The sequence below is a fragment of the Ancylomarina sp. 16SWW S1-10-2 genome (assembly GCF_009669305.1).
Lineage (GTDB): Bacteria > Bacteroidota > Bacteroidia > Bacteroidales > Marinifilaceae > Ancylomarina.
Genome location: NZ_SADB01000005.1, coordinates 75,470 through 95,381 on the forward strand (window position 1 = coordinate 75,470; position 19,912 = coordinate 95,381).

Annotated in this window: 14 protein-coding genes; 5 read left to right on the forward strand and 9 right to left on the reverse strand. The window is 31.7% G+C overall.

Translation table 11 applies throughout. The annotated features are described in order from the left end of the window. Window positions 1–32: 32 nt before the first annotated feature. The 3 genes from EMN46_RS05390 to EMN46_RS05400 form a co-directional block, all read right to left on the reverse strand. The gene (locus EMN46_RS05390; RefSeq protein ID WP_154199659.1) at window positions 33–2,213 is read right to left on the reverse strand and encodes a S46 family peptidase; all 2,181 of its coding nucleotides are present in this window, start codon (window positions 2,211–2,213) and stop codon (window positions 33–35) included. Window positions 2,214–2,540: 327 nt separating this feature from the next. Further along, the gene (locus EMN46_RS05395) at window positions 2,541–3,143 is read right to left on the reverse strand and encodes a ribonuclease HII (protein WP_154199660.1); all 603 of its coding nucleotides are present in this window, start codon (window positions 3,141–3,143) and stop codon (window positions 2,541–2,543) included. A gap of 133 nt (window positions 3,144–3,276) precedes the next feature. Further along, the gene (locus EMN46_RS05400) at window positions 3,277–3,951 is read right to left on the reverse strand and encodes a DUF4956 domain-containing protein (RefSeq protein WP_154199661.1); all 675 of its coding nucleotides are present in this window, start codon (window positions 3,949–3,951) and stop codon (window positions 3,277–3,279) included. Between the two features lie 297 nt (window positions 3,952–4,248). On the opposite strand from EMN46_RS05400, the gene EMN46_RS05405 reads away from it, so the two are divergent. Continuing rightward, the gene (locus tag EMN46_RS05405) at window positions 4,249–4,701 is read left to right on the forward strand and encodes a DUF4268 domain-containing protein (protein ID WP_154199662.1); all 453 of its coding nucleotides are present in this window, start codon (window positions 4,249–4,251) and stop codon (window positions 4,699–4,701) included. Window positions 4,702–4,755: 54 nt separating this feature from the next. Then, complete coding sequence (locus EMN46_RS05410) at window positions 4,756–5,337, forward strand: HutD family protein (protein ID WP_154199663.1); 582 nt, start codon at window positions 4,756–4,758, stop codon at window positions 5,335–5,337. Between the two features lie 62 nt (window positions 5,338–5,399). Here the strand turns inward: EMN46_RS05410 and EMN46_RS05415 are convergent, their stop codons facing one another. The 3 genes from EMN46_RS05415 to EMN46_RS05425 all read right to left on the reverse strand — a co-directional run bounded on the left by EMN46_RS05415 (window position 5,400) and on the right by EMN46_RS05425 (window position 6,612). Continuing rightward, window positions 5,400–5,747 carry a rhodanese-like domain-containing protein gene (locus tag EMN46_RS05415; RefSeq protein WP_154199664.1) on the reverse strand — a complete coding sequence of 116 codons (348 nt, stop codon included), beginning with the start codon at window positions 5,745–5,747 and terminating at the stop codon, window positions 5,400–5,402. 245 nt (window positions 5,748–5,992) lie between these two features. Beyond that, window positions 5,993–6,316, reverse strand: a complete 324-nt coding sequence (locus tag EMN46_RS05420) for a cupin domain-containing protein (RefSeq protein WP_154199665.1) — start codon at window positions 6,314–6,316, stop codon at window positions 5,993–5,995. A 107-nt stretch (window positions 6,317–6,423) separates the two neighbouring features. Next, the gene (locus EMN46_RS05425) at window positions 6,424–6,612 is read right to left on the reverse strand and encodes a ferredoxin (RefSeq protein ID WP_154199666.1); all 189 of its coding nucleotides are present in this window, start codon (window positions 6,610–6,612) and stop codon (window positions 6,424–6,426) included. Between the two features lie 546 nt (window positions 6,613–7,158). On the opposite strand from EMN46_RS05425, the gene EMN46_RS05430 reads away from it, so the two are divergent. The 3 genes from EMN46_RS05430 to EMN46_RS05440 all read left to right on the forward strand — a co-directional run bounded on the left by EMN46_RS05430 (window position 7,159) and on the right by EMN46_RS05440 (window position 17,616). After that, on the forward strand, window positions 7,159–15,192 hold the full coding sequence (locus EMN46_RS05430) for a T9SS type A sorting domain-containing protein (RefSeq protein ID WP_154199667.1): 8,034 nt from the start codon (window positions 7,159–7,161) through the stop codon (window positions 15,190–15,192). A 208-nt stretch (window positions 15,193–15,400) separates the two neighbouring features. Next, the gene (locus tag EMN46_RS05435) at window positions 15,401–15,952 is read left to right on the forward strand and encodes a helix-turn-helix domain-containing protein (protein ID WP_154199668.1); all 552 of its coding nucleotides are present in this window, start codon (window positions 15,401–15,403) and stop codon (window positions 15,950–15,952) included. Window positions 15,953–15,960: 8 nt separating this feature from the next. Next, the gene (locus tag EMN46_RS05440) at window positions 15,961–17,616 is read left to right on the forward strand and encodes an AMP-binding protein (RefSeq protein WP_154199669.1); all 1,656 of its coding nucleotides are present in this window, start codon (window positions 15,961–15,963) and stop codon (window positions 17,614–17,616) included. Window positions 17,617–18,147: 531 nt separating this feature from the next. On the opposite strand, the gene EMN46_RS05445 is transcribed toward EMN46_RS05440, so the two are convergent. The 3 genes from EMN46_RS05445 to EMN46_RS05455 are packed head-to-tail and all read right to left on the reverse strand — an operon-like array spanning window position 18,148 to window position 19,647. Beyond that, a complete protein-coding gene (locus EMN46_RS05445; RefSeq protein WP_154199670.1) occupies window positions 18,148–18,588 on the reverse strand; it encodes a hypothetical protein in 441 nt (146 codons plus the stop codon). Then, window positions 18,581–19,033: a helix-turn-helix transcriptional regulator gene (locus EMN46_RS05450; RefSeq protein ID WP_154199671.1), complete on the reverse strand. Its 453-nt coding sequence runs from the start codon at window positions 19,031–19,033 to the stop codon at window positions 18,581–18,583. The genes EMN46_RS05445 and EMN46_RS05450 overlap by 8 nt, the downstream gene beginning before the upstream one ends. A 5-nt stretch (window positions 19,034–19,038) precedes the next feature. Then, window positions 19,039–19,647 carry a hypothetical protein gene (locus EMN46_RS05455; RefSeq protein WP_154199672.1) on the reverse strand — a complete coding sequence of 203 codons (609 nt, stop codon included), beginning with the start codon at window positions 19,645–19,647 and terminating at the stop codon, window positions 19,039–19,041. Between the last annotated feature and the right edge of the window lie 265 nt (window positions 19,648–19,912).

Here is a 19,912-nt window from a genome sequence, read left to right on the forward strand (position 1 = left end):
TCAATTTAAAACTGATAATATCTTAAGAGCGATTATTTTACAATAGTCATCTCGTCGATTAGATTTTTTGCACCTGCATATTTGTCAATAATGAAAAGTGCGTAACGAATATCAAGATTAATACATCTTTGTAAGTTATCTTCAAAATCAATATCGCCCGACATCGCTTCAGAGTTACCATCAAATGCAGCACCAATTAATTCACCATTTCCATTGATAACAGGAGAACCAGAGTTTCCACCAGTAATATCACTGTTAGTTAAGAAACAAGTATGAAGACTACCATCCTTATCAGCATACTGACCAAAATCTTTATTCTTATATAATTCTTTTAATCTAGCAGGAACATTAAATTCATAACTTGTTGAATCTTCTTTTTCCATCACACCTTTAAGAGTTGTGTAGTATTTATTATAAACACCATCTTTAGGAGAATATCCACCAACTTTACCGTAAGTTAAACGAAGCGTTGAATTGGCATCTGGAGCTAAATTTTGTTTCTTATTGATTTGCATCAAGCCATCAACAAACAAACGTTTCCCTTTTGAAAGACCTTCAGCACCCTTGTTAATTTCATTCGAAAGAACTCTATAAGTTGCAATAATTGAAGTTGCAATTTCGTATCCCATATCGTTAGCTATGGCATCAGCAGTTGGATTCTCTAGAAACTTATTGTAAGATTCTTCGCTAGCAAAAATTGATTTAGAATAAACATCGGCAGCAAATTTAGCGAAGTCGTTATTATACTCTTCAGCAATTACTTTAAAAATATCAGGACGTTTATCAGGCTCAATATTCTCAGCATATTTTGCAAAAAGAGCAGCCAATAACTTTTGATCAGTTGGAAGGTTATAATCTTTGTAGAATGCTTTCGCAGTGCCCTTAAGACCTTCAACAGATCTATCAATTGAAGCTTGATCTAAAGAATCAGCTGATAGTTTTTTCATTAATCCTGTTGATTTATATGCAAACATATACATTTCAGCACCTTGAAGAAGAGCCTCACTTAGATATGACATCTCGTAACGAGACTCTTTACGATCTGTATAAGCTTTCTCAATCATATTAAGAGCATCACCATATTTAGCTGCTCTTTTCTTTTTCTTGTTAGCCCAAGCAGTATATTCAGCTTCAATTTCTTGCTTAGCTCCCATTGTATTCAATTTCTTAAGCGCTTTATTTTGCTCGTTAGAATACTTCCAGTAGTTAGCAGATCCTGCATGCTTAGAAGCATACTGAATACGAACTTTAGGATCTTTCAACATATCTTTCATCATAACATCCAACTTAACTGTACGGATATCGTAACGATTCTTGTTTGTAATATTCATTGTTTCTTCAAGACCAAAAGAAGTTAGGTAACGATTTGTAGTTCCTGGGAAACCCATAATCATTGCAAAATCGTTTTCTTGATTTCCTTTAATAGAAACAGGAAGGTGATGTCTAGGCTTCAATGGAATATTATCAGCTGAATATTTAGCTGGTTTTCCGTTAGCATCAGTATAGATACGGAACATAGAAAAATCAGCCGTATGACGAGGCCACATCCAGTTATCAGTATCACCACCAAATTTACCCATTGCTTGTGGAGGAGCACCAACTAAACGAACATCTTGAAAAATTTCATATACAAAAAGAAAATACTGATTTCCTTCAAACATACCTTTTACACTTGCCTTATATTCTGAATTAGCTTCAGTCTCTTTTACGATTTCTGCAGAAACTTTATTGATCGCTTCAAAACGCTCATCTTCTGTCATTTCATCATTAACAGTAGCTAAAACTCTCTTAGAAACATCTTCCATGCGTACCATGATAGATGCTGTTAAACCTTCGTTTGTTAGCTCTTCACCTTTATTGTAAGCCCAAAAACCATCAGCTAGATAGTCGTGCTCAGTTGTTGAATGAGACTGGATAGAAGGGAAACCACAATGGTGATTTGTAAGGAATAAACCTTGATCAGAAATAATTTCACCTGTACAAAAATGACGGAAAGGTCTTCCTTCATTTCCTAAACCAACAATCGCATCTTTCATGCTATTATTGTTGATATCGTAGATGTCTTCTGCGCTTAGTTTAAAGCCCATTTTCTGCATTTCTACAGCATTTTGTTTTTTCAGTAGTGATAAAAGCCACATTCCTTCGTCAGCTTTAGCTATGCTAAAACTCAACAAAAGGCTTAAACACAAAACCAATGATGCTAATTTTCTCATTTCGTTTTAATTTAAAATCAATTACGAAGCTCTTACTTTCAATTGGTAAGGAACTTCAAGATTAATGATTCTTGTTTATAAGTATATCAAAGTATACAAAGTTAATATTATTCCTGAATTAGGAAAAAACAGCATCTAATTACATATTGCGAAATAGAACGCAAACCAAACAATATCAGCCCATTAAGTTGATTTATGGAAAAATGAATTTAGATTAAACTATGAATTTTCTCGATGTATTTACCTTAAAAACAAGAAAAACCACGACTCAACTAAACATAACAAGCTGATATTTCAATAATTATAAAATAGGATGCAGATTTTAACTTATAATTTTAATGAAAGTTGATCTGGTTGAGGACCAAAAGTTTTTCTATGGTGAGGTGTAATACCATATTTAAGAATAGCTAATCGATGTTTTTTTGTCGGATAACCTTTGTTATTATCCCAATCGTAATTAGGGTAATCTTTATGAAGCGCAAGCATTAGATCGTCACGATACGTTTTGGCTAAGATAGAAGCGGCTGCAATAGGTAAATATTTTCCATCACCTTTTATAATACAATGGTGAGGTATATTAGGGTATGAGGTAAAACGATTGCCATCGATTAAAAGTTGTTCGGGTTTTAACTTGAGTTGATCTATAGCTCCATGCATGGCTAAAAAGGAAGCATTGAGAATATTTATTTTATCAATTTCCTCAGGACTCACGATACCTACAGCCCAAGCCAAGGCTTCCTTCTCAATAATTTCTCTTAAAGCATAACGTTTCTTCTCACTCAATTTTTTTGAATCGTCGAGAATAGAATTTTTAAAATCTGGAGGTAAAATAACTGCAGCAGCAAAAACTGGACCTGCTAAACATCCACGACCTGCTTCGTCGCAACCTGCTTCAATTTTATTTTTATCTAAGGATAAAAGTAAACCCATAATTAATCTATATCTGATGATTTAAACTCTATTAAATACAAAGAAAAGCTTTTTAAAAATTGTTGAGAAATGAATCGAGCTTAATATTTAAAATGACTTAAACGTCACTTGGCAAAGAGCTTTTATAAAGAAACTATTCACGTTCAAAACTTTTATCGCTCATTTCAGGATCTGATAAAACGTAAGGACTAACATCTTCTTTATAAAAAATAGTTAGACTAACACTTTTCTTAATTAAATCTATTTTACCCACTTTAAATTTAACAACCACTACGCCTGTTCTATCAAAAACATTTTCGATTAATTCATTTTTCTTGCTTGGATGAATCAAATCCACACGATCAAAAATTAGACTTCTTCTAGCTAAATGGCGTTTCATCCATACATTCTCCATCACCCAAGTCGTTGCCATAAGGCAACAGTTTGTAAAAAGAATAACACTTAGGCTTACCTCCCGACTTGCCAAGGCATTAACAACCGATAATGTTATAATCAGAAAAAGATAGGTCATTTCCCGAATAGGAATCGTATCGGTACGATAACGTATAATCCCAAATATGGCAAATAATCCCAATGCAAAACCTAACTGCAAATCGATACTCCCCAAAAGATAACATAGAAAAAAGATGGTTATTGAGATTAACACATAAGTAAACACATAGGAGCGTTTCCCTGTTGCGCGGAAATAAACAAAAATAATGATGAAAATTGAAGCCAAAAGATTTAACCCAAATCGTAACAATAGATCAATAAAACTACCAGCTTGAATTCCTGTTGATATTTCGGGTAAATTTAAAAATAGATTCATTATTTAACTCTTTTATATATTCTTTAGTGTGTGTAAATATAAGTTAATACCTCTTATTTTCTATCATTCAGTCGCCTTATCGCCCCATTAAAGCTCATTGCTACATATCCAATATTGTTATGTCCAATATTTTTTTACGAGCGACACATCGTCACGATAGAATTAAACGAAGTCTAATTATCTCCAAAGCAATTTATAATAAGCTTGAAGATAACATTATTTTTTATCCCTCGAGAAGACTTAATATCTGAAGATATCCTTAATTTTGTACGCATCAGTTACTATAATCGATATAGCATGTATACAAAAGAAGAAGCTAAAGCAATGAAAGTTCAATTTTGGGGCGGGTTCAAACCCTACTCAAAAAAGAGAGGACGTAAGATGACATCTTGGGTTATGAAGGGAACACAGATTAAAGAGGTTCAACTTAAGTTCGATTTAAACGCAGAAGGTGCTTTTGTGATGCTACAAATAGACAGCAAACTCGATGCTACCAGATTAGCTGTTTTTGAACGTTTCGAAAAATATAAGCCTGTAATTAATGAAACCTGTGGATCAGATTTAATCTGGGAAAAACACTATTTTATTAAAGGTTTTAAAGAGGTTAGCGTTCTTTATTATCAGCTTAAAGATGTTTCAATCCTAAACAAAGATGATTGGGATAAATGTTACAAATTCTTTTTCAATCAGATGACTTTACTGGAAGAAGCTTTTTTAGATGTAAAAGAGGTTATTATGTATAGAGATTAATTCGTTATCTATTCAAACTGAAACCTATTCGTAAAATCGTAAGCCTTTAACACTATGTCATATTCCATAATAAGAGCAGATAAGTTTAAAACCATAAACTGGTCGGGAGGAATTAGTACTCAATTGTACATTTACCCCGAAACATCAGACTATGCGCTTAGAAATTTCGATTTCAGATTAAGTTCAGCTAAAGTTGAGGTCGAAAAATCAGATTTCACAGCCTTACCTAGTGTTTCGAGAAAAATTATGATTCTTGATGGCGAAATAGAGATCTCACACAAAAACCACTACACCAAAAAACTACAACAATTTGATGTTGATGAATTCGAAGGTGATTGGCAAACCTCATCGATAGGTATTTGTACCGATTTTAATTTAATGACTCGTGGAAATACGAAAGGTCAATTAAGTTCAATCTCTCTCCTCAAAAATAAAACAACAAACTTTGAAGTTTCTAAGGAATATTCAAAAGTGATTGTTTATCTCTATTCGGGTAAAATCACATTCCTTTTTGAAACAGAAGAGGTCATTTTAAATCAAGGTGAACTATTAATTCTAGATCAAATTATGATGAAAAATATGAAACTGACAGCAGTAGAGAATAGCAAACTGATTGTGTCGGAAATTTCAATATAGATTCACTGTAAGGATAAAATACAAAAGGATATCCAATTGTGGATACCCTTTCTAAATATTCTTTAAGCTATAATCGATTCAGCAACTTCTTTTTTCCATCGTGTAAATCCTCCTTTTAAATAAGCAACTTTAAAGAATCCACCTTTTTTAAGATAATTTCTAACCTGCTTGCCTTCGAGTCCTTCATGACAAAAAACAACAAGATCTTTATTTTTAGGTAATGTTCCCATTTTTTCAGGTATTTGCCCAATTGGAATGTGAAGCGCATTTTCTATTCCCCCCTGAGCTAACTCATGTGATTCCCGAATATCGATAAGAAGAATATCCTCACGCTTTTTCATCTCACTGACTAGTTCCGAAGGTGTATAACTTGTTTTTGGTGCATTATTATCGTTAAAAAAAACTCCCATAATATATCGTTTTAAATTAAACTCTATTCAATCTTCTCAAATCATTTTTTAATCTTTCTTATTGGTATAACAAATATATAAAAATAAGAATGTCATTAAAATTATGTGGACAAAACTTAGAGCATAATTGCAAAATTTAAGAAATTTTAAGAGCCTCTTTCATGATCTAAAACAATATTCACCACGAGAAAACCCATCTGCGAATTTTCACAGATGGGTTTTTATTTTTCTAATTACACCTTTATCTATATTACAGATTTCATCATTTTCATCACAAGAATTCGTAAAACAGAATCACTTTCGTTTCTCCATCCGTGACCGCAATTTGCAGGACTCTCAATTAAGGTATTAGCCTCAACTTCTTTGCTTTTGTCACCTATCTCAACAATTCCCTTTCCTTCCAGAACCAAAAATCGAACATCAAGAGGCGCTGCATGTTTTACAATGGTATCACCTGGCTTCAAAGTTAGATGTACCATCATCATATACTCATCTTGATGAAATTTTCTGGCTTCAACACCATGTCCGTTTATAAACGCTTCAGTTTCAAATATATTCTTTATCTCCATGATTTTCTAATTTAACTTGGTTTCAAACTACGATCTACAAATATCGACCTTCATAATTGGCTTTCAGTACCGTATTTCACAAGTACTTATTGTATGCCAACAGTATCCTATTCGTATTTTATGACCTCAACCGGACAAGCATCGGTAGCAGCTTTTATTCCTGACGCATACTCATTAAAATCAACATTCAATTTCACGTGAGACACATCGTCTACAACAAAAACTTCTGGACAAATCTCCTCACACATACCGCAGGCAATACAACCATCTTCAATCCAAACTTTAGCTATCGTCATTTTTACTCCTTTTTATACGCCAGCTTCATGATTTGTTCACTAGCTAGCGATTTTGATTTTCTCTTTATTTTTTTTGATCTTTAACAAAGATCTAGTTTCAAAATCAATAAAAGAGTACCATTTGTTACACCGTGGAGAAATATCGAAATTAGATCTACGAAAAAAAACATATGTAAACTTCACAAATGGGTTTTAATTGAAGTCTTTCACATCTCTAAATCAAACATAAAGCTATGCTAAATAAAAGCACCCTTTTAAAGTAAATCAAGATATTCTTTGTACACTACTGAACCCTAATATCTTGATAAATACCGTTCATAATCAACTAGTAGCATAAGGTATCCTAACGAGATTCAATAAAATAAGCATATATTGAATGTATTAACAAAAAAAAACTATCTGGATTTAATTTAAATTATCTTATGGATTAAACTTGACAGGTTTGACAACCTATAAATTGAAATAAGCACCGTATATTTATGTCTAATAGATATATCTCATAATGAAATGATATAGCTAGTTCATTTTAAATCTAAAATATAGAATATGATTAAAATTTTTACTCTTTTATTCTTCTTTTTTGTGTCTGTTACACTAAGCGCTCAAAACATAAACATTCCCGATGCTAATTTTAAAAAGGCATTAGTAGAGAATACTGCAATTAATACCGATGGCGATGCTGAGATTTCGGAAAGTGAAGCGGCGGCTTTTACGGGTAGTATTAATCTATATGATAGTAATGTATCAGATCTTACCGGCCTAGAATATTTTATCAATATCAAAGAATTGGATTGCTCAGACAATCAATTAATCAACTTAGATGTAAGCAAAAACACTTCACTCACCTACCTCTACTGTTCCGATAGCCAAATAAGCAGTTTGGATGTAAGCAAAAACACATTACTTTTTAATTTGGAGTGTGCAAACAATCAATTAAGCAGTTTAGATCTCAACTATAACTTAGACCTTACCTACTTAAATTTTAGTGACAATCAAATATCCAGCCTAGATATTAGTAAGAACACAAAACTGGAGAGCCTAACCTGCAAAAAGAATCAGCTAAGTAGTTTAGATATCAGTAATAATGGGAAAATAACCTTTTTGAGCTGTTCCTCTAATCAAATAACTAGTCTGGATCTTACTAAGCAAAACTTGCTAACAACTATAGAGTGTAATAATAATCAACTAACAAACTTAAACCTGAGTACCAATACTACGCTTACTTATTTATATTGCACAAACAATCAGCTAAGTAGTTTGGATGTAAGTAATAACACTGAACTTCTTGACTTAAATTGCTCAAACAATGAATTAAGCACTCTAGATATTAGCAAAAATACGAAGCTTTCATTTCTGTTGTGTCCAAACAACAAGTTTACTTTCTCAGAACTCAGTAAAATCAAAAATTACTATTCCAACCTTAATTATACCTCCACAAAAAAAATATTTTCGACTCAGAATGAGGCTAAGGATTTTGAGATCGATTATTCTTCAGAATCTCTATTTGCTGGCAATGAAACAAATTTTATCTGGTATAACTCCGCAAATGAAGAAATTGGAGATAATATCATACAAAAAGTAAGTTCTGGAATTTACAAATTCTTAAAATCGGGTGTTTATTACTGCAAAATGGATAATGAAATACTTCCTGGAGCACAACTAACAACAGAATCAATTACCATTGATAAAATAATAAACATTCCCGATGCCAACTTTAAAAAAGCATTGGTCGATAATGCAGCTATTAATACAAATGGTGATAGCGAGATTTCGGAAAGTGAGGCGGCGGCTTTTACGGGTGGAATTTATGTAAATGAACTAAATATATCTGATTTAGCAGGAATTGAATATTTTATAAACATTAAGAGCTTAATTTGCTCATACAATAAGCTAACAACTCTAGACCTTAGTAATAATATTCAACTAACAGACCTTGGATGTAGCGACTGTAATTTGAAAAATTTAGATGTAAGTAGCAATACTTCCCTTAATTCTCTTAGCTGTAAGAATAATCTTTTGCAGAGTATCGATTTAAGTAAGAATACTCTTATTACAAACCTTTATTGCAACAATAATCAGTTAACAAGTCTAAACCTTAGTAACAATACAGCAATTGAACGTCTTTCTTGTTACAACAATCAATTAACAGTACTAGATCTTGGTGAAAATGCTGTAATTTCTAAACTAGATTGCTACAATAATAAATTAGCTAATTTAAATTTGACGAAGAATACAGCTATTACAAAGCTTAATTGCAGCGACAATCAATTAACTAATATTGATCTAGGTGAAAATATAACAATCACAGACCTTAATTGTTACAACAATCAATTAACTAGTTTAGACCTAAGTAAGAATAACTCTATTACTAAACTTTATTGTAATAACAACAAATTAATTAATATTGATCTAGGTGAAAATATAACAATCACAGACCTTAATTGTTACAACAATCTATTGGTCAACTTAGATTTAAGTGAGAATACTGCAATTACAAAACTTCGTTGCTACCATAATCAGTTAACTAAGCTAGACATAAGTAAAAATACAGCTATTACAGAATTTTCTTGCCAAGAAAATCAATTAACCAATTTAGATCTGACAAATAATACAGCTATTACACATCTATATTGTTACTCTAATCAATTGACCAATTTAGATTTGACAAATAATACGGCCATTACAGACATTAATTGCAGAAGCAATCAATTAACCAACTTAGATCTGAGTAATAATACTGCAATTAACGACATTGAGTGTAATTATAATAAATTTCCTCTTTCCGAGATCAACAAAATCAAAGCTCATATTACAGACCTTGCTTACATTTCCGATCAAACAATATTCGAACCACTTACCAAGGTGGTTGGCAACACTATTGATTACACTATGGAACAAGTATTTAATGGTACTAACACAAGTTTTAGATGGTACAATAGTTCTGATGAAACGGTTGATGAGTCTTTTGTGAAAGAAACAGATACAAAGGGTATTTTCGAATTTTTACAGAAAGGAACTTATTATTGTACAATGGCAAATGCAACACTCACCACTTCCGAACTAAAAACAGAAAATATTACAGTAACAGCTGATGATTTTATTAATTTCCCCGATGCCAACTTTAAAAAAGCATTAGTAGAGAATACTGTAATTAATACTAATGGTGATGAAGAAATTTCGGAAGCTGAAGCTGTAGCCTATTCAGGTAGTATTTATGTTAATAGTTTAAATATATCAAATTTAACGGGAATTGAAAATTTTGTCAATATTACAATTTTACAGTGTGAAGACAACCAACTAAACAATTTAGATATAAGTCAAAATACAGCCTTAACAAGTATAAATTGTCGCTCTAACCAACTTACAACTTTAGATTTAAGCAAAAACATAGCCTTATCTAGTATAAAATGTAACTCAAACCAACTTACAACTTTAGATTTAAGTAACATTACGAATTTAACTCTTCTAGAATGTTACAGTAACCAACTTACACATTTAGACATAAGCAAAAATAACGCCTTAACAAAGTTATCGTGCAGTACAAATGAACTTACGGCTTTAGATGTGAGTCAAAATACGGCTTTAACTAGTTTAGGTTGCTCCACAAACAAACTTGAAACTTTAAATGTGAGTCAAAATACGGCCTTAACTAGTTTTAATTGCGACAATAATAAACTTGAGACTTTAGATGTGAGCCAAAATAAGGCTTTAACTAGTTTAGTTTGCTCCACGAATAAACTTGAGATTTTAGATATTAGTCAAAATACAGCTTTAACAATTCTATATTGCTACCAAAACGAGCTTAAGCTTTTAAATTTGAACCAAAATATTACTTTAACAGATTTATATTGCCAAGATAATCAACTCACCCAATTAGATCTTAGTAAGAATACGGATCTACTTCGCTTATATTGCTCGGGAAATCAACTTACCCAATTAAATGTTAGCAAAAACAAGGCAATTACGTTCTTTGAATGCGACTCTAATCAATTAACAAGTTTAGACTTGAACGATAATACCGCAATTATAGCCCTTCGTTGCAACAACAATCAATTAACAGGTTTAGACCTAAAAAATAACACCGCAATTAATTATTTATGGTGTAACGATAATCAATTCCCTTTTTCCGAATTATTAAAGGTTAAAGAACAATACCAAGACCTAAATTATCAATATTCGAAAACTATATTTTCGAAACTTGAAAAAACTGTGGGTAATCAAATAGACTATTCGTCAGAAGTATTGATTAGTGGCAATGAAACTTCTTTTAAATGGTATAGAGATAATGCTGAGCTAACGGATGAGGACTTACAGGAAGATGGAAATGGAACATTTACCTTTTTAAAAGAAGGTGCATATTATTGTGAAATGACCAATGCAAGCTTTCCTGACTTAACTCTACAAACTAATACAATTACTGTTTATAGTAATAATGCCATAAATATAGTCGATGTCAACTTTAAAAAAGCATTGGTCGATAATAGCTTGATCAACCTAGATGGAGACTCTGAAATCTCAGAATATGAAGCAGTCGCTTTTAAAGACGAAATCAAAGTAAATAGTTTAAATATATCTGACTTAACGGGTATCGAACACTTCATTAATATCACCAAACTAGAATGTTCAGGTAATCAATTAACAGATTTAGATGTTAGCAACAATAAAGAACTAATTAGCTTAAATTGTGCTAGCAACCAATTAACAAGTTTAGATTTAGAAAACAACACAAAACTGACAGATCTTAATTGTTTTTACAATGATTTGTCAAGTTTAAATTTAAGCTCAAACATCATCGACTTGTATTGTCATACAAATAAGTTTCCCTTTTCAGAATTATTTAAAATCAAACAAAAGTATTCTGAACTAGCTTATGGACAGTCTAAGAAGTTATTTTTTGAACAGAATAACAAAGTTGGTTTTAAATTAGACTATTCTTCTGAAGTTTTAATTGATGGAAATAACACAAGCTTTACTTGGTATAAAGGCTTTGGAGAAGCAACTACAAATGAAGATATTATTGAGGAAGATACAGGAGTGTTTAAATTCTTAACAGAAGGAAATTATTATTGCGAAATGACTAACGCAAGCTTTCCTAACTTAACACTTAAAACAAATAAGATTAACATTTCTCAACCTGTTTTTATTAATATCCCTGATGCCAACTTTAAAAAAGCATTGGTCGATAATACTGAAATAAACACCAATGGAGATACAGAAATATCTGTAGATGAAGCTACTCTTACCACAAGCCTATCTTTGAATTCTAAAAACATATCTGATCTTACAGGAATAGGATATTTTTCACGTTTAAAATCATTAAGCGTATATAACAATCAGCTAAAAAGTTTAGACCTAAGCAACAATACAGCTATTACATATCTTAATTGCGCATACAATCAATTGATTAGCTTGGATCTGACAAACAACACAGCTATTACATATCTTGATTGCGATAATAACCGATTCCTTTTATCTGAATTATTTAAAATAAAGGAGCAATACAGCGAATTGAGTTATACCTCTACTAATAAAATATTTTCGCCTAGAGAGGAGACTGATACTTTTGAGGTAGATTATTCAACAGAAGCCCTGATAAATGGTACTGAAACCGTTTTTATATGGTACGATATAGATAATAATGTAGTGGATGAAACCTTTGTAAGCAAAACCTCTGATGGTATCTATAAAATCCTTAAGCAAGGTATTTATTACTGTAAGCTGACAAATGAGCTGTTACCTGAAATAGAACTAACTACTGAATCTGTTACCATTAACAACAATAATAGCATTGAAATTCCCGATGCTAATTTTAAAAAGGCATTGGTCGATAATACTGAAATAAACACCAATGGGGATACTGAGATTTCTGAATTGGAAGCTATACTTACTACAAGCCTAAATTTACGTTCTAAGAATATAGTTGATCTAACAGGAATAGAATACTTCTCACGTTTAAAATCATTAAATATATATAATAACCAATTAACTAGTCTAGATTTAACCAACAATACAGCTATTACAAATCTTGATTGCGACGGAAATAATTTAACTAGTTTAGATTTAACCAACAATATAGCTATTACAAACCTTGATTGCAGAAACAATCAATTTACAAGTCTGGATTTAACAAATAACACAACTATTACAAGCCTTTACTGCCAAAACAATCAACTAACTAGCTTAGATTTAACAAATAACACAACTATTACAAGTCTTACTTGCTCTGATAATCAATTGACCAGTTTAGATCTGACAAACAACACAGCTATTACGAGTCTTAAGTGCAAAAACAACAAATTTCCTTTTTCTGAATTACAAAAAATCAAGACTAATTATAGCGAATTAAGTTATATATCTTCGAAAAAATTATTTTCGCCTATAGAGAAAGCTGATGCTTTTGATATAGATTATTCGGATGAAGCTTTAATAGATGGAACAGCAACTGTGTTTACATGGTACGCTATTAATGATAAGATAGTTGATGAAACTGTTGTAAGTAAAACGGGTAATGGAATATACAAATTCCTAAAGCAAGGCATTTATTATTGCAAAATGACAAATGAGACTTTCCCTGAGGCAGAACTAACAACTGAATCTGTTACCATTAACAACAATAATATAATCGAAATTCCCGATGCTAATTTTAAAAAGGCATTGGTCGATAATACGTCAATAAACACCAATGAAGATACTGAAATTTCTGATTTTGAAGCATTACTTACTACAAGCCTAGATTTAGGCTCTAAGAATATAGCTGATCTCACAAGCATAGAATACTTTACAAACTTAATATCATTAAGTGTATATAACAATCAGCTAAAAAGTTTAGACTTAAACAAGAATACAGCAATTACAAGCCTTAATTGCGGATACAATCAATTGATTAGCTTGGATCTGACAAACATTACATCTATTACAAAACTTTATTGCTATTATAATGACTTGACAAGCTTAGATTTGACAAATAACACAGCTATTGCAAGTCTTAATTGCGACGGGAATAATTTAACTAGTTTAGATTTAACCAACAACACAGCTATTACATCCCTTGATTGCCAAAACAATCAACTAACTAGCTTAGATTTGACAAATAACACAGCTATTACATCCCTTGATTGCGGCAGCAATCAATTAACAAGTTTAGATTTAACCAACAATACAGCTATTGCAAGTCTTAATTGCGGCAGCAATCAATTAACAAGTTTAGATTTAACCAACAATACAGCTATTGCAAGTCTTAATTGCAACAACAACAAATTCCCTTTTTCTGAATTACAAAAAATAAAAGAACGTTATTCAGAACTAGCCTATGATTCAAACAAGCGGCTATTTTCAGCAATAAACGAAATTATAAATTATCAAATAGATTATTCATCAGAGGTATTGATTGATGGAAATTTAACTTCTTTTAAATGGTATAGAGAGAATTCAGAGGTAAGTGCTGAGGACTTACAGGAAGATGGAAATGGCATGTTCACCTTTTTGAAAGATGGTGCTTATTATTGTGAAATGACCAATGCAAGCTTTCCAAATTTAACACTCAAAACCAATACAATTAGCATTTATAACAATGATATAGTCAATATACCTGATGCGAATTTCAAAAAAGCCTTAGTAGAAAATACTCTATTAAATCTTGATGGTGATAATGAGATATCGGAATATGAAGCAGCTACATATAAAGAAGAGTTAAATGTTAGTAACAAAAGTATCTCAGACCTTACAGGAGTAGCTTATTTCACAAGTATCACAAAACTGACATGTAACTACAATCAGATTAGTAGCATGGATCTCAGTGAAAACTCTCAACTTAAGGAGTTGGATTGTTCTCACAATAAATTAACCGATCTTAATATATATTCAAATTCATCACTGAACACTCTTAATTGCTCATACAATGAGTTATCTGATCTATCGCTAAGTGAATATAACAATTACAGACTGATTAAATTAAATATTGATCAAAACCATTTGCCACTTTCTAATCTAAATAAGATTAAGGCAATAAATCCTAAACTGATAGAAGTAGATAAACTATCAGCTGATTATATGTCAAGACAATTTGATGTTTTTGATGAAGTTAATGAAGAAATAGACTATGAACTTAATTACTCAGAAGAATCTTTGTTTAATGAAAAAGAAACAACTTTTAGATGGACTACTGATTACGGAATGACAGAAGTAAACGACGAGAGTACCATTCAGAAAGTGAAAACTGGAGTGTTTAAATTCTTAAAATCTGGAACCTACCATTGTGAAATGACCAACGAAGAATTCCCTGATATCATTATTACTACCAAAAGTGTGATTATAACAGAAATTGTAACTGGAATAGAAGATGTTTTAGAGTCGACAACTCAAATTTACCCAAACCCTGTTGAGACTGAAATGGTAATCAAATTTAGCAACAGCGAAGAAAAGACCATTCGTATATTTGATCTTCAAGGTCGATTAAAATTACAAATGGAGACTTCATCTACTTCTGAACGCTTAAACCTTTCAAACTTTAAAAGTGGAATGTACTTAATGAGAGTTCAAACTAAAAGTGAATCATCAACTTTTAAGATTATTAAGAAATAAGGCTTAAAATCAAATTTCACAACACAAGAATGGCCAACAATTATTTGTTGGCCATTTTTCAATAACTTAAAACCCATCTACTCAATAGATATTCAACATATTAATAAAAACAAACTCTTTAAATGCGATTACCATAGTAAAAACAACAAACCTTGCATTTTGAAATCATTTTTCTTTCCTTGCACTATAACCAAAAAAAACCACAAAAATGAACGAACAAATTCGTCAAATAGCGAAGCGTTTACAAGGCTTAAGAGAAGCGCTTGAATTCACTCTCGAAGAAGCTGCAGATGTTTGCCATACCACTGTCGATAATTATTTAAAATATGAAAGTGGGAATGTTGATATTCCAGTAAGTGTGCTTCATAATATTTCGAAGCATTACAATATAGAGCTTACGACATTGTTTGCCGGAGAAGAGCCTCATGTATTTAAATATGCCATTACCAGAAAAGGAACAGGTGTAAGCGTTAAGAGACGAGATGCCTATCATTACGAGTCTCTCGCGTCTAGTTTTGTAGGAAGAAAAGCAGAACCTTTTATTGTTACTGTTGAGCCAAGCACTCACGAGCAACAGCCTAGTACGCATATTGGACAGGAATTCAATCTAGTGCTTGAAGGTGAAATGGAACTTTGTTTAAACGATAAAAAGATTCTATTGCTCGAAGGTGATACGATTTACTTCAACTCAGAACTTCCTCACAGTATGAGAGCGGTTAATAATATTAGATGCAAGTTCCTTGCAGTCATTACTAAATAAGACATTTAATGCAATTATATAAAAAATACCTCGTTCAGTCAGAATTTAGTTCGACGGACGATTTTATGGCAAATTTCAAGATTAAAGTACCTGAGAATTTTAATTTTGCTTACGACATTGTTGACGAATATGCGAAATTAGAACCTAATAAAGTTGCTATTATATGGACAAATGATGAAGGAAAACACGTAGATGTTACTTATAAAGAACTAAAAAGAAAAAGTGATGAAGCAGCCTCCTATTTGCAAGAAACAGGCATTGGCCATGGAGATAAAGTCATGTTGATTTTGATGCGTCGATTGGAGTTTTGGTATGCAATTATTGCACTACATAAAATTGGTGCTGTGGCTATTCCTGCTACTCATTTATTAACCAAGAAAGATATTGTTTATAGATGTGCAGCTGCAAGTATTAAAGCCATTATAGCGGTTAACGATAAACAAGTGATGGATCATGTTGATCAGGCAAGAAACGATTGTAAAACCTTAGAGCATTGCATCGCAACTGGATTAGATGTTCCTAGTAATTGGGAAAATTGGGAAAATGGAATCGCAAAGGCTCCATCTTTTACCGGACCAAAAAAGGCAAGCGTAATTGAAGATATCTCTCTCTTGTATTTTACATCAGGAACCACGGGAGATCCTAAAATGGTGGCTCATAATTTTGCTTATCCACTTGGACATATTATTACAGCAAAGTTTTGGCACAACGTAAAAGAAGATGGCGTACATCTTACTGTTGCTGATACGGGTTGGGGAAAAGCTGTTTGGGGAAAACTCTACGGACAAATGATGGCTGGTTGTTCTGTGTTTATCTACGATCATAAAAAATTCACGCCATGCGATCTATTGGCTATGATTTCTAAATACAAAGTAACATCCTTTTGTGCACCGCCAACCATTTATCGCTTTATGATAAAAGAGGACGTATCCTCCTACGATCTTTCCTCTTTAGAATATTGCACAACAGCTGGCGAGGCTCTTAGCCCGAAGGTTTTCGATACCTTCAAAAATTTAACGGGCATCATGCTAATGGAGGCATTCGGACAGACCGAAACAACACTTCAAATTGGTACTTATCCTTGGATGACACCAAAAGCTGGATCCATGGGAATACCATCGCCAATGTATAAGGTTGAGCTTCATAAACCCGACGGAACTTTATGTGAGGTTGGTGAACAAGGCCAAATTGTGATTAATATAAAAGATGGAAAACCCCTAGGGTTATTTACGGAATACTATCTTGATCAAGAAAAAACAGCAGAAGTACTCTACGGTGGTTTTTACCATACAGGAGACATTGCATGGTGTGACGAAGATGGTTATTACTGGTTTGTTGGTCGTGCCGACGATGTAATTAAAAGTTCAGGTTACAGAATTGGTCCATTCGAGGTAGAAAGTGCCTTGATGACTCACCCTTCGGTTGTTGAATGTGCCATTACTGGAGTGCCAGATGATGTACGCGGACAGGTTGTAAAAGCTACAATCGTATTAAGCAAAGAGTACGCACCAGGAAACGAGGAGTTAATTAAGGAGATTCAAAATTACATGAAAAAAGTAACAGCTCCTTACAAATATCCTCGTATCATTGAGTTTGTTGAGGCTCTTCCAAAAACCATTAGTGGTAAAATTAGAAGAGTCGAATTAAGAAATAAAAAGGCGTAAATGGTATTTGTGGAATAGGTAGATTTCGCAAGGCAAAAAGATCCCTTAAATAACAAGATAGAAATATCTATTAAAAAAACGCTATCAAAAACATCAACTAATTTTTAAGGAAAGTTCAAGAATAAACTCATATATGGGTCTATTCTTGAACTTTTAAACTTATATATCTGAAATGATACGACTATTAAAGATATTTAAGAGAATCGTGTCGAAGATATATTAAATATAAGATGAAAATATTATCTTTAAATTTAATGTCTACCAAATTTATCAAAAGAAAAATATAACCAAAATATGTCTTATGTGCAAAATTCAGATACGTGAGTAGAATAAGAAATGTCTAGTAGGGAATAGATTATAGTTATTATTAGATTTCACCTTAGCCCAAACAGCGATATCCTAGCCTATAATGGGTACTTTTCTAAATTTGGAACTTAAGTTAAAGAAGGCAAATTGAGGACAAAAAAAAAACTCCTTTAATCATCATTAATTATTAAAAGGTTTCTTAAATTCAATTTATATCTAGAAGTATTAAGTTAATTCAACATCTTCTTGTATTAACTTGGTAACATTTATTGTTGGTAGCAAAAACTTATTAAAATCGGTGTTTTCAGTTTTACTATGTAAAACCCCTCTTACTGTTCCAATAGTTAAAACAACCAAATGTGAAGCAAAGCCCTTAGGAATTATCATTTTATCATTATCAGATGAGAATTTTGACCATGCAGTTTCTTCAATTTTAAAGTGATTCGCTATTTCAATGATTAAAAAAGGTTTATCATGCTGTTCATACTGAACCATTACATGTGAAGCAATGAGCTTATTTTCAAAATCCAATCCAAACTTGAGTTCAATAGACATACCAATCCCTTCCTCTGAACCATCATAACTATCTTTAATAACAGCAAACTGTTCAGTAGTTATCTTATTCAACTGAAAACCAACACTTTCCTTTTTACTTATATTAGGCATATTGTAAGCAGTTTTGATTTCGTTCACTCTGAAAAACATCTACATTACTTTCAAGAAGCAATTTCATTTTAGGCATTTCTACTTTATTATTATAGAAACCTACTAAAGTAGATTCTTTTTTAAGCTTGAAGGATTTAGAAATTACTTTGCTATCCTTAGTAGCAAAAATTAACTTTATATCCAAAGCATCTTCTAAACCTGAAATTGTTTGTAATGTGAGATTTTCTTTACCCTTAACAATTTTATTAATTTGTTGTGGAGAAACACCAACAATCTCGGCCAGTTGAGTTTGCTTTATTTTTTTTTCTTTAAGTGTTTTTAAAACAATTACTGCAATCTTTTGCGAATGTTTTAACCAAGATTTATTTTTTTGACGTTCTTTAGCTTCTTCAATCCATTTTGATTCACTGGAAGCTAATTTATTTAACTTGTTTATATTTGCCATAATAATTATAATTCGCAGAATTCAACTAACTCTACATTTGTAATTATATCTTTGTCAATTAAAAAATTCTTTACTTGTTCCAATTTTTCAAGTTCTTTTTTCAAATGGTCTCTTTCATCCATCTTTTGAACTAATTTTATTGCACCACCAGTTACAACAAATACATTTTTTTCTATTCTAATAGCATATATTCGTAACCAACTTTTATGTTGCGAACCATAAACTTTACTTTCTTGAAAATCTGGTATTGGATATATCTTTTCATCCCTTTTATTTAAAGGTTTAAATAAAGTTTGTAAATTTCTAGTATCATCTGTTTTCCCTAATTCAGAAATTTCTAAAAATGTTTGCTCAAGCTTTTCTGCTTCATCAATAGTTTGAAAAATAGCATCTTCAATTGATATGGAATTATAAAACTCTTTCTTTAAATCTGAATTGTGCTTATCGAAAAAAGCATGCAAGTATTCAGTGTCTGCCCAATTATTAAATAATCTACGGAATTCATCTTTTGAAGATTGGTCATCTTCTAATTCATTATTCTCAAATTCGTCATATTCATTATTATATTTAATAGCATACAGACTACCTTTTCTAATTGTTTCTATTACAAACATACAACATTATTTATTTAAATCAACCCACAAGTTGATTTTCCTGTTTTTTTTAACATTTATTACTATACACAACCTCATTATCCATAGATATTACTATAATATTTATAGACAGATGCTAAAGAAATTAGTGCATATATCACAAACAAATATTTTTTGTGGTTGAATTAGTAGTTATCAATAATAGAATAACAAAAATATTTTCACATTTACTTCTACCATAAATTCTACATTATTAATTGCATAACAAGTCACAAAAGTTTAAAAC

Bases quoted from the DNA above. Each gene is read 5' to 3' on its own strand.
- EMN46_RS05415 (WP_154199664.1), bottom strand. From the start codon at position 5,747: ATGGGAGTTTTTTTTAACGATAATAATGCACCAAAAACAAGTTATACA.
- EMN46_RS05435 (WP_154199668.1), top strand. From the start codon at position 15,401: ATGAACGAACAAATTCGTCAAATAGCGAAGCGTTTACAAGGCTTAAGA.
- EMN46_RS05455 (WP_154199672.1), bottom strand. From the start codon at position 19,647: ATGTTTGTAATAGAAACAATTAGAAAAGGTAGTCTGTATGCTATTAAA.
- EMN46_RS05395 (WP_154199660.1), bottom strand. From the start codon at position 3,143: ATGGGTTTACTTTTATCCTTAGATAAAAATAAAATTGAAGCAGGTTGC.
- EMN46_RS05430 (WP_154199667.1), top strand. From the start codon at position 7,159: ATGATTAAAATTTTTACTCTTTTATTCTTCTTTTTTGTGTCTGTTACA.
- EMN46_RS05420 (WP_154199665.1), bottom strand. From the start codon at position 6,316: ATGGAGATAAAGAATATATTTGAAACTGAAGCGTTTATAAACGGACAT.
- EMN46_RS05450 (WP_154199671.1), bottom strand. From the start codon at position 19,033: ATGGCAAATATAAACAAGTTAAATAAATTAGCTTCCAGTGAATCAAAA.
- EMN46_RS05400 (WP_154199661.1), bottom strand. From the start codon at position 3,951: ATGAATCTATTTTTAAATTTACCCGAAATATCAACAGGAATTCAAGCT.
- EMN46_RS05440 (WP_154199669.1), top strand. From the start codon at position 15,961: ATGCAATTATATAAAAAATACCTCGTTCAGTCAGAATTTAGTTCGACG.
- EMN46_RS05390 (WP_154199659.1), bottom strand. From the start codon at position 2,213: ATGAGAAAATTAGCATCATTGGTTTTGTGTTTAAGCCTTTTGTTGAGT.
- EMN46_RS05410 (WP_154199663.1), top strand. From the start codon at position 4,756: ATGTCATATTCCATAATAAGAGCAGATAAGTTTAAAACCATAAACTGG.
- EMN46_RS05405 (WP_154199662.1), top strand. From the start codon at position 4,249: ATGTATACAAAAGAAGAAGCTAAAGCAATGAAAGTTCAATTTTGGGGC.
- EMN46_RS05425 (WP_154199666.1), bottom strand. From the start codon at position 6,612: ATGACGATAGCTAAAGTTTGGATTGAAGATGGTTGTATTGCCTGCGGT.
- EMN46_RS05445 (WP_154199670.1), bottom strand. From the start codon at position 18,588: ATGCCTAATATAAGTAAAAAGGAAAGTGTTGGTTTTCAGTTGAATAAG.